The sequence below is a fragment of the Phenylobacterium sp. genome, from assembly GCF_036963605.1.
Classification (GTDB): domain Bacteria; phylum Pseudomonadota; class Alphaproteobacteria; order Caulobacterales; family Caulobacteraceae; genus Phenylobacterium.
The window spans coordinates 1-9,972 of record NZ_JBALUY010000099.1 but is presented as its reverse complement, the minus strand read 5'-3'; the positions used below and the strand labels follow the sequence as shown (position 1 = coordinate 9,972).

The 9,972-nt window shown below is 68.7% G+C and carries 6 protein-coding genes and 2 pseudogenes; 5 read left to right on the top strand and 3 right to left on the bottom strand.

Annotated elements, in window-relative coordinates:
• Positions 1-421 (bottom strand): annotated as a pseudogene (locus V7702_RS15265) (tetratricopeptide repeat protein); the annotation flags it as partial.
• A 220-nt stretch (positions 422-641) separates the two neighbouring features.
• Between V7702_RS15265 and V7702_RS15260 the strand changes: the two are divergent.
• Positions 642-2,402 (top strand): vWA domain-containing protein, encoded by a 1,761-nt coding sequence (locus tag V7702_RS15260; RefSeq protein ID WP_335650938.1) that lies wholly within the window; start codon positions 642-644, stop codon positions 2,400-2,402.
• A gap of 184 nt (positions 2,403-2,586) precedes the next feature.
• Positions 2,587-3,696, top strand: coding sequence for a glycosyltransferase (locus tag V7702_RS15255; protein ID WP_335650937.1), 1,110 nt, complete (start codon positions 2,587-2,589; stop codon positions 3,694-3,696).
• Positions 3,697-3,698: 2 nt separating this feature from the next.
• Here V7702_RS15255 and V7702_RS15250 read toward each other — a convergent pair whose 3' ends face one another.
• Positions 3,699-4,934 carry an acyl-CoA dehydrogenase family protein gene (locus V7702_RS15250; protein WP_335650936.1) on the bottom strand — a complete coding sequence of 412 codons (1,236 nt, stop codon included), beginning with the start codon at positions 4,932-4,934 and terminating at the stop codon, positions 3,699-3,701.
• 14 nt (positions 4,935-4,948) lie between these two features.
• Positions 4,949-6,067: an acyl-CoA dehydrogenase family protein gene (locus V7702_RS15245; RefSeq protein ID WP_335650935.1), complete on the bottom strand. Its 1,119-nt coding sequence runs from the start codon at positions 6,065-6,067 to the stop codon at positions 4,949-4,951.
• A gap of 136 nt (positions 6,068-6,203) precedes the next feature.
• On the opposite strand from V7702_RS15245, the gene V7702_RS15240 reads away from it, so the two are divergent.
• The 3 genes and pseudogenes from V7702_RS15240 to V7702_RS15230 all read left to right on the top strand — a co-directional run.
• Positions 6,204-6,776 (top strand): hypothetical protein, encoded by a 573-nt coding sequence (locus V7702_RS15240; protein ID WP_335650934.1) that lies wholly within the window; start codon positions 6,204-6,206, stop codon positions 6,774-6,776.
• A gap of 57 nt (positions 6,777-6,833) precedes the next feature.
• Positions 6,834-9,455, top strand: a complete 2,622-nt coding sequence (gene pepN / locus V7702_RS15235; RefSeq protein WP_335650933.1) for an aminopeptidase N — start codon at positions 6,834-6,836, stop codon at positions 9,453-9,455.
• Positions 9,456-9,669: 214 nt separating this feature from the next.
• Positions 9,670-9,972 (top strand): annotated as a pseudogene (locus V7702_RS15230) (ATPase); the annotation flags it as partial.

Below are 9,972 nucleotides of genomic sequence, written 5' to 3'. Positions count from 1 at the left end.
CCTCGCGGCAGTCCTCCAGCCGCGCGCCGCCCAGCCGGCGGTTCTGGCGGGCCGTGACGATGGGCGCAAAGCCGTCGGGATTGGCCAGGGCCAGCTCGTACCAGACGGCCGCCTCCACCGGGTCATAGGTCTTGCGGGCCTCCGCCTCCCGGCCGCCATAGCGCCGCGCCAGGTCGACCTGGGCGAAGAAGTCGCCGGCGAAGGCCTGCTGACGCAGGGCGCGAAGCTGCTGTTCCTGGGCGTTGAATTCCTGGGTGGTGAGGAAGGCCTGCGGGCGTGGACAGGCCAGGCCTGCGCTTCTGGACCCCGGCGCCGCGCCCCGGGGCTCGCACCCCATGAGCGGAACGAGGGCTACGAGCAGGGCGAGGGTCAAACCCTTGCGTACGCCTTCGCGCAGCGGTCGGTCCGAGTGCTGGACCATGCCCTTGGCTCCCCTGGTTCAGAACTCATTAACCATAGTTATTCTGGAAGTAGCCGCACCGCACGCCCTACTGTCAAGCTCACCCCGGCGGAGACCGTTGTTTTCCCACACGAGCGGTTGCGCGCCTGAGGACGACGCTCGACGAACGGGGATCGTCTATTTTTTGCCCTAGTGCAGCGCTCAAACTCCAGGTTGAGGCCCCTGAGACGAGGACCCCGACATGGCGCTGCCTGCGACACGCTCCGTTTTCACATTCGGCCTCGCGGGGCTTGTGGCGCTGGCGCCGCTCTCGGCCAGCACAGCGCCGCGGGTTCGCGACGGGGTCCCCACGGCGGAGGCCTGCGCGGCCCTGGGCTTTGCGCCGCCGCGAGAGGACCGGCGCAATCGCTCGGGTCAGATGCTCAGCGCGCCGCCGCCTCGGCCAACCGTCGCCATCCCGCCCTTGCCCGCGCCCACGGTCCGGCAGAAGTCGGGGGCGCCCAGCGTCCAGGAGAGTGTCGTGGTCACGGGCTCCCGCATCGCGCCGCAGCCGGGCTTCACCGTTTCCCCCCGCGACACCGAGCGTTACCCCAACGCTACGCCCAACCCGGTCAGGCGCACGGCCGAAGAGCCCGTCTCGACCTTCTCGATCGATGTGGACACCGCCAGCTACGCCAATGTCCGAAGGTTCCTGAACGATGGTGCAAGGCCGCCATCGGACGCCGTTCGGGTCGAGGAACTGATCAACTATTTCGACTATGGCTACGCCCCGCCCCGCCGCGGCCAGGCTCCCTTCGCCGCCAGCGTCAGCCTCGCCCCCTCCCCCTGGTCGGCGGAGCGAGAAATTCTGCATATCGGCCTGCAGGGCTATGAGCTGGCGACAAGCGCGCAGCCGCCGCTCAATCTGGTCTTCCTCATCGACACCTCCGGCTCCATGTGGAGCGAGGATCGCCTGCCGCTGGCCAAAAAGGCGATGAATGTGCTGATCGACCAGCTCGGGCCGGAGGATCGCGTCGCGATGGTCGCCTACGCCGGGTCGGCTGGCGCGGTCCTGGCGCCCACCGAGGGGACCCAGAAGCTGATGATGCGGTGCGCGCTCGGCGCGCTGGAAGCCGGCGGCTCCACCGCAGGCGGCGCAGGCCTGACCCTGGCCTACGACCTGGCGGCCCAGAACTTCGACCCCGAGGCGGTCAACCGCGTGATCCTGATGACGGACGGGGATTTCAACGTCGGCGTGGCTGACCCCGAGCGGATGAAGGACCTGGTCACCGAGAAGCGCCGGAGCGGCGTCTATCTGTCGGTCTACGGCTTTGGTCGCGGCAACTATAACGACGTGATGATGCAGAGCCTGGCCCAGAACGGCAACGGCACGGCGGCCTATATCGACACCCTGGCCGAGGCTCGGCGGCTGTTCCGCGACGACCTGCCGGCCAGCCTGTTCCCCATCGCCGACGACGTGAAGATCCAGGTGGAGTTCAACCCCGCCACGGTCGCCGAATACCGCCTCATCGGCTACGAGACGCGGCTCCTGAACCGGGAAGACTTCAACAACGATCAGGTCGACGCCGGCGAGGTCGGCTCGGGCGCCTCGGTCACCGCCCTCTATGAGATCACCCCGGTCGGGGCTCGACCCTCCAGCGATCCGTTGCGCTATCAATCGAGGACGTCTTCGCCGGCCGGCGGAGACGAGCTCGCCTTTCTCAAGGTGCGATACAAGGCGCCCGGCGAGACCGAGTCCCAGATGATGAGCCGCCCCATCACCCGGGCCGACCGCGCTGCGAGCCTCCCCCGCGCGCCGGAGGCGACCCGCTGGGCCGTCGCCGTCGCCGCCTTCGGCCAGAAGCTGCGGGACGATCCATGGGTGTCCGAGCGCTTCGGCTGGGACGACATCGAGACCCTGGCCCAGGGCGCGCGAGGCCAGGACGTCGATGGCGACCGGGCCGAATTCATCACCCTGGTCCGCGCCGCGCAGGACGGCCAGGTCGCAACCTCGGGGCGCTAGGTCCGCGGATCAAAAACCCGCCCCCTCCGTTGATAGGTCAAAGGAACAATCGGCGGGTCGAAAGGGCGTGGCTGTGTTTCAAAACCCCACCTGGAGCGGAGATGGTCTGGCGCGGCTGAGGCTGGATGCTGATCTTCCCGGCGCGGGCGAAGGACCGAACAGCCTCCATCTGGTTGACGCGACCATGATGTACGCCCCTCGCTCCGGCGGGGTGAAACGCTACCTGCTGGCCAAGCGGGATTGGCTTCGTCGAAACCGGCCCGACGTCGCTCACACGATCGTCGCGCCGGGCCGCCGGACGGGCCAGGCCGGCCCGGGCCTGGTGACCATCGCCGCCGCCCGCCTGCCCTTCGGCGACGGCTATCGCATGCCGGCCAGCGTGACCAAGTGGGCCGAGAGGATCGCCCTGCTCGAGCCAGACCTGGTTGAGGCCGGCGACGTCTTTGTGCCTGGCTTGGCCGCGATCGAGGCGGGGCAGGCGCTAGGCCGGCCGGTGGTCGGATTCTGCCATACGGACGCCGGAGCCCTGGCCGCCCTCCACCTGGGCGAATGGGCTCGGGCTCCGGCCACACGGCAGTGGGCCGAGACCTTCGCGCGCTTTGACCGGGTGATCGCGCCCAGCCGCCATATGGCCGCACGTCTGGCCGAGGCCGGGGTCGGCGATGTGACGGTCCAGCCCCTGGGCGTGGATATCGATCTCTTCCACCCGGACCGAGGCGATCGGGCAGGCCTGCTGGGTCGTCTGGGGCTCGCCGCCGACACGCGGCTGCTGACCTTCATCGGCCGGCCGGCGCGGGAGAAGAATATCGAGGCGATGATCGCCGCCGTGGAGCGTCTTGGCGGCCCCTATCGCCTGCTGCTGGTGGGGGCGGGCAAGGATGCTCGCCCGTCTGCCCGGGTGATCTCGCTGGACTATGAGGCCGACGCCCAGGTTCTGGCGGGCCTCTTGGCCAGCGCCGACGCCTTTTTGCACGCCAATGAGAACGAGCCCTTCGGCTTGGCCGTGCTCGAAGCCCTGGCCTCGGGCACGCCAGTGGTCGGGCCGCGCCGGGGCGGGGTCGGCGAGCTGATCGACGAGACGGTTGGCCAGCCGGCGACGGGCGTCACGCCCTGCGCGCTGGCCGAGGCGATAGAGGCCCTGTTCGCCCGCGACCTGGAAGCGGTGTCTGCAGCCGCACGGCGACGCGTCGAGACGCGCCACAGCTGGGCCGCCACCTTCCAGGGCCTGATGCGCCTCTATGGCGACATGGTCCAGGGGACGGCACCTGCCCGTCCCCTGGCCATGACCGGCTGAGCCTAGCGCCCGGTCGGTAGATCCTTGAAGGCCACATCCTTGTCCACCCGGATGTCGCCGGGCAGACCGAGCACGCGCTCGGCGATGATGTTGCGCAGAATCTCGTCGGTGCCGCCGGCGATCCGCATGCCCGGCGCCGACATCAGCGAGGCGTGGAAGGCCCCGCGCAGCGGCGCCAGCGCCGGATCGTTGATGATCCCGTACTGATCGAGCATCTCCACGGCCGAATTGGCCAGGTCCTGCATCTGCACGGCCGAGATGATCTTGCCGATAGAGCTTTCCGGTCCCGGGGTCTCACCCTTGGACAGCGCTGTCATGGTCCGGTTGCGGGTGTGCTTGAGGCCTTCGGCTTGGACATACCAGTCGGCCAGCTTCTCCCGCAGGGCCTGGTCCTTGATGGCCGCGCCGCCGTCGAGGCCCGGCGTTTCGCGGGCCGCCTCCATGAAGGCGCTCCAGCCGGCGCCGGATGAACCGCCCACCGCCAGGCGTTCGTTCATCAGGGTGACGAGGGAGACCCGCCAGCCGTCATCCACCGCCCCCAGGCGCTGGCTGTCCTTGACCCGCAGGTCGGTGAAGAAGACCTCGTTGAAGCCCGAGCCCCCCGACATCTGGTGGATCGGTCGCACCTCCACGCCCGGATCCTTCATGTCGATCCAGAACATGGTCATGCCCTTGTGCTTGGGCGCGTCCGGATTGGTGCGGCAGATGACGATGCCGAAGTCTGAGAACTGGGCCCCGGTGGTCCACACCTTCTGGCCGTTGATGATCCAGTCGCCGGAACCGTCCGGCGCGCGCTCGGCCCGGGTGCGGGCGCCGGCCACGTCGGAGCCGCCCGACGGTTCGGAGAACAGCTGGCACCAGATTTCCTCGCCGCGCATGGCAGGACCGACGAAGCGCTTCTTGGTGTCTTCATCGGCGAAGGTCATGACGGTGGGCACGCACATGCCCAGGCCGATCTGGAACGGATTGCCCGGGGTCGGGAAGGCCGATTCCTCCTGGCCGAAGATCACCTGCTGGATCGGGTTGCCGCCCTGCCCGCCCCATTCCTTGGGCCAGGTGATGCAGGCATAGCCGGCGGCGGCCTTCTTGGCCTGCCAGGCCTTGGAGGCGGCCAGGCCGTCGCTGGATTCGCCTAAGGGGTCGGGTTCGCCCTCACGCTTCTTGGGCGCATTGGCGTTGAGCCACTCGCGCACCTGCTGGCGGTAGGCGGCCTCTTCGGGGGTGTCTTTGAAGTCCATGATCTTGATCCCTATCAGGCGGCGGCGTTGCGGCGTTCGAGCTGGCTGACCAGCCGTTCCTTCCAGACCCGCGGCGCCCCGGCCACGAGAGAAAGCTGGCGCGAACGCCGGTAGTGCAGATGGCAGTCCATCTCCCAGGTGAAGCCGATGCCCCCATGGGTCTGGATGTTTTCCTTGGCCGCGAACCAGTAGGCCTCGGAGCCGGCGATCCGCGCGGCGCTGGCGGCCACGGGCAGTTCGGCCGCTCCGGTGTTCAGCGCCCAGGCGCCGTAATAGGCGTTGGAGCGGGCCAGCTCGTTCTTGACGTAGATGTCGGCCAGCTTGTGCTTGATGGCCTGGTAGGAGCCGATCACCCGGCCGAAGGCGTAGCGTTCCAGGGCGTAGCCCTTGGCCATCTCCAAGCAACGGTCGGCGCCGCCGCACTGCTCGAAGGCCAGCAGGACCGCGGCGCGGTCATTGATCTGCTCCAGCAGTTCCAGGCCCTGGCCGGCCTCGCCGAGACGCTTCACGGGCGCATCCTTGAAGGTCAGGCGCGCAGCGTCCCGCGTCGGATCGAGCGTTTTCAGCGACTCCCGGGTCACCGACGGGTCGGTCAGGTCGGCGATGAACAGGCCCGGCCGGCCGTTCTCCTTGGCCAGCACCAGGGCGACGGTGGCGATGTCGCCATCGGTCACCGGCAGCTTCACGCCATTGAGTTTTCCGCCCTCAACGCTCGCCTGCAGGGTCGAGGCGGTGGTGACGCCGGGACCTTCGGACACCGCCATGGCGCCGATGACCTCGCCAGCCGCGATGCGCGGCAGCAGATAGGTCTTCTGCTCGTCCGAGCCCGCCAGCATGATCGCCTCGGCCAGGAAGTAGACGGTGGAGGCAAACGGGATCGGGGCGACGGCGCGGCCGAGCTCCTCGGCGATCACGCACAGCTCCAGCCGCCCCAGGCCCAGGCCGTTGTATTCCTCGGGAATGGCGGCCCCCAGCCAGCCCTGGCCGACCACGGCTTTCCAGAGATCCTCGTCATAGGCCTTGGCGTCTTCGTCGAGGACCTTTCGCACCCGGCTGGTGGGACACTGGGCGTCGAGGAACTTGCGCGCCTCGCCCTTCAGAAACTTCTGGTCGTCGGAAAAATCGAAATTCATGCCCGTCTATCCCGCCGGTTCGCGGCGTCTGCGTTTCCCTGAACCCCCACCATACGCATCGCAGCCGGCGTGGAAAGATTGACCTCGCGTCAAGGATTTCAGGGTCTTATGGACGAAATTCTGTGTGGTGGTGCGTATGGCCAAGGCTGTCTTCCAACGTAATCAAAAGGTCTGGGTCGAAAGCGTCGGCGCCTGGGCGGTGATCGAAAAGATCGTGCCGGTCTGGGCCCGCGGCTTCGACGAGCCTGTGCGGGTGACCTATGATGTGGGCCTGGGCCGCGACTTCCACGCCCATGAGCTGCGTCCCGAGCAGTCGAGCCACGACCTCATCAACGATGATGAGCCCAGCTGGCGGCTCCTGCGGGCGCGCAACAAGTGGCAACAACCCGATGACTGCGCCCACCATCCCTATCCCGGCACCTATCCGGTGGTGGTCACCGACGCCAATGACTGGGGCGGCTGGCGGGTGCCCGGCGCTGAATATGACCGCGACCCGCTGAAGATCGAATTCCAGGCCCGGCTGATCGCCTCCACCAGGCGGCTCCTGTCCATATCGCGCCATCTGGCGGCCCTGGTAGACGAGGCGCCGGAGGACGCGCCGCCGGAAATCCGCCGCCTGGCCGAGGAGGCCCGCAAGGTGGACCGGTTCCTGCAGCAGATCCCCGCCGCCGCAGAGGCGCCCCCGGAAGCCGCAGAAGACGCCGCCTGACGCCTTTGCGCTCTCGCCGCCTCTGGCGAGGGTCGTCCTGCAGGGTTACATCGGGGGATGCGCACCGAAACGCCCCAGCCGATCCGCCTGTCCGACTATCGCCCACCGGCCTTCCTGGTGGACGAGATCCACCTGGACTTCGACCTGCAGCCCAGCGCCACCCGGGTGAAGGCCAGGCTCAGCCTGCGCCGCAACGGCGACCATGCCGAGCCCCTGGTGCTGAACGGCGAGCGGCTCACGCCGATCTCGGTGGCCATCGACGGCCGCGTCCTGGCCGAGGCCGACCGGGTCATCGACGCTGAGCACCTGACCATCGCCCAGGTCCCCGACGCCTTCGTGCTGGAGACCGAGGTTGAGATCGATCCGGCCGCCAACACCTCGCTGGATGGCCTCTACATGTCCGGCGGGCGGTTCTGCACCCAGTGTGAAGCCGAGGGCTTCCGCAAGATCACCTGGTTCCCGGACCGGCCTGACGTCCTGGCCCGCTATACGGTGCGGATGACCGCCGACAAGGCGTTCCAGCGGCTGTTGTCCAACGGCAATCTGATGGAATCCGGCCAGACGCCGGACGGCCGCCACTACGCCGTCTGGAACGACCCCTTTCCCAAGCCCTGCTACCTCTTCGCCCTGGTGGCCGGCGAGCTCGACGTGCTCGAGGACAGCCTCGTCACCATGAGCGGGCGCAAGGTGGACCTGCGCATCTATGTCGATCCCGGCATGGCCGACCGCGCCGTCTACGCCATGGACGCCCTCAAGCGCTCCATGAAGTGGGACGAGGAGGCGTTCGGCCGCGAATACGACCTCGACCTCTTCATGATCGTCGCCGTGCGGGACTTCAATTTCGGGGCGATGGAGAACAAGGGGCTGAACATCTTCAACTCCTCCCTCCTGCTGGCCGATCAGGCGACCGCCACCGACTTCGATTATGAGCGGATCGAGAGCGTGGTCGCCCACGAGTATTTCCACAACTGGACCGGCGACCGCATCACCTGCCGGGACTGGTTCCAGCTGTGCCTGAAGGAAGGCCTGACCGTCTTCCGCGACCAGAGCTTTTCCGCCGACATGCGTGGCGCCGCCGTCCAGCGGATCAAGGACGTCAAGGCGCTGCGCGCCCGTCAGTTCTCCGAGGATCAGGGGCCGCTGGCCCACCCGGTGCGGCCGTCGAGCTATCTGAAGATCGACAACTTCTACACCGCGACCATCTATGAGAAGGGCTCCGAGATCATCGGCATGCTCAAGACCCTGATCGGGGCCGAGGCGTTCCGGAAGGGCATGGATCTCTATTTCGATCGCTGGGACGGCCACGCCACCACGGTGGAGGCCTTCATCGAATGCTTCGCCGAGGCCTCTGGACAGGACCTGTCGAACTTCTTCGACTGGTACGAGCAGGCCGGCACGCCGCGCCTCGACGTTCGCCGCACCTATGACGCCGCCGCCCAGACCCTGACCCTCGACCTGAGCCAGAAGACCCCGCCCACGCCGGGCCAAGCCAGCAAGAAGCCCCTGCCCATCCCGGTGCGCCTTGGCCTGCTCGACGGCGAAGGCCGCACGCTCGCCTTCGAGCGGGACGGCCAGGCTGTCGATGAGACGGTCGTCGTGCTGGATGCGGCGAAGACCAGCGTCACCCTTACCGGCGTCGACCGCGAACCGGTGCTTTCGGCCCTGCGCGGCTTCTCGGCGCCTGTGGTGTTGACCACGGACGCGGCGCCCAAGGACCGCTATGTCCAGCTGGCCGCCGATCCGGACCTGTTCAACCGCTGGGAGGCCGGCCAGGACCTCGCCCGCGACCTGATGCTGGCCCGCAGCGCCAGAGCCCCCGACGAGGTGGGCGAGGAACGCTATGCCGAGGCCGTCGGCCGCGCCCTGTCCGACCAGGCCGCCGATCCGTCCTTCAAGGCCCTGCTGCTCGCCCTCCCCAGCGAATCCGAGTTGGCCCTGGCCCAGCAGCCGGCCGACCCGGCCGCCATCCATCTGGCCCGTAGCGCCCTGCGCGCCCGGCTGGCCGTGCACCTGGCCGAAGAGTTGGGTCGGCTGCACACCGGCCTGCAGGACCTGGGGGAATTCTCCCCCGACGCCGCCGGCGCCGGTCGCCGCGCCCTGCGCAACATGGCCCTGGAAATCCTGGCCGCCGATCCCCACGCCGAGAACGCAGAGCGCGCCTTTGGCCACTATGAGGCGGCCGGCAACATGACCGACGCCATGGGCGGCCTGTCGGCCCTCATGCAGATCGGCGGCGAGCCGTTCGAGAAGGCCCTGGCCGACTTCTATGAGCGCTGGAAGGGCGAGCCCCTGGTCATCGACAAGTGGTTCGCCCTGCAGGCGCGGGCGCCGGACGAGGGCGCGATCGGCCGCGTCCTGGGCCTGACCGCCCATCCTGCCTTTGACGCCAAGAACCCCAATCGCCTGCGGGCGCTGGTAGGGACCTTCGCCGCCGGCAATCCGGCCCGGTTCCACGATCCCAGCGGCGCCGGCTACCAGTTCCTGGCCGACCAGATCCTGATGGTCGACGGCTATAACCCCATGACGGCGGCCCGCCTGCTGGAGCCCCTGGGCGGCTGGCGGCGGTACAAGCCCGAACTGGGCGCCCTGATGCGCGGCCAACTGGAGCGCATCGTCGCCCAGTCCGGCCTGTCCAAGAACGTCTACGAACTGGCCTCCCGCGCCCTGGCCGAGGACTAGGAGACGCCCCGATCGCCGGCCCGCGCCAGCGATCGGGCGGGCCGGAGACGATCGGCCCACAAGCGCGACGGTATGACTCGTGACGTGGTGAGTCCGCGCGCCTAGACTCTGCTTCGCAGGGTGACTCGATTTTTGAGGGCAAGGAGCGGCGGGGTTGGCCGGACGCGGACGCAAAAGCGCGGCTCGGACACAGGGCCGGCGTCGCGGTGGAGACGTGGCCCCCGGGTCCCGGCCGCCGCCGACCTTTGCGTTCGCGCGGGTGGCGATCCTCACCACCCTGCTGCTGATGGCCGTCTATACCGCCTTCGCCGTCGCGCGAATCCAGAGCGAGCCGACCAGCGCGAGCCAGTTGGGCGTGGTTCTGCCCGGTCGTGCCGAGGCCCTGGCGGCGCGCCTGGACGGCGAGGCCGCCGCCCTGCAGGGCGGTCTGCTGGCGGCCCGCGACGCCCTCGAAGCCCAGCCGGACGCCCCGCTGGCGGCGGCTGAGACCGCGCTGAGGGTCACCGCGGGCGCCGGC

What these genes read in the sequence shown, in the direction of transcription:
- V7702_RS15260 (WP_335650938.1), top strand. Translation starts at nt 642, where the DNA reads ATGGCGCTGCCTGCGACACGCTCCGTTTTCACATTCGGCCTCGCGGGG.
- V7702_RS15255 (WP_335650937.1), top strand. Translation starts at nt 2,587, where the DNA reads ATGATGTACGCCCCTCGCTCCGGCGGGGTGAAACGCTACCTGCTGGCC.
- V7702_RS15250 (WP_335650936.1), bottom strand. Translation starts at nt 4,934, where the DNA reads ATGGACTTCAAAGACACCCCCGAAGAGGCCGCCTACCGCCAGCAGGTG.
- V7702_RS15245 (WP_335650935.1), bottom strand. Translation starts at nt 6,067, where the DNA reads ATGAATTTCGATTTTTCCGACGACCAGAAGTTTCTGAAGGGCGAGGCG.
- V7702_RS15240 (WP_335650934.1), top strand. Translation starts at nt 6,204, where the DNA reads ATGGCCAAGGCTGTCTTCCAACGTAATCAAAAGGTCTGGGTCGAAAGC.
- pepN (WP_335650933.1), top strand. Translation starts at nt 6,834, where the DNA reads ATGCGCACCGAAACGCCCCAGCCGATCCGCCTGTCCGACTATCGCCCA.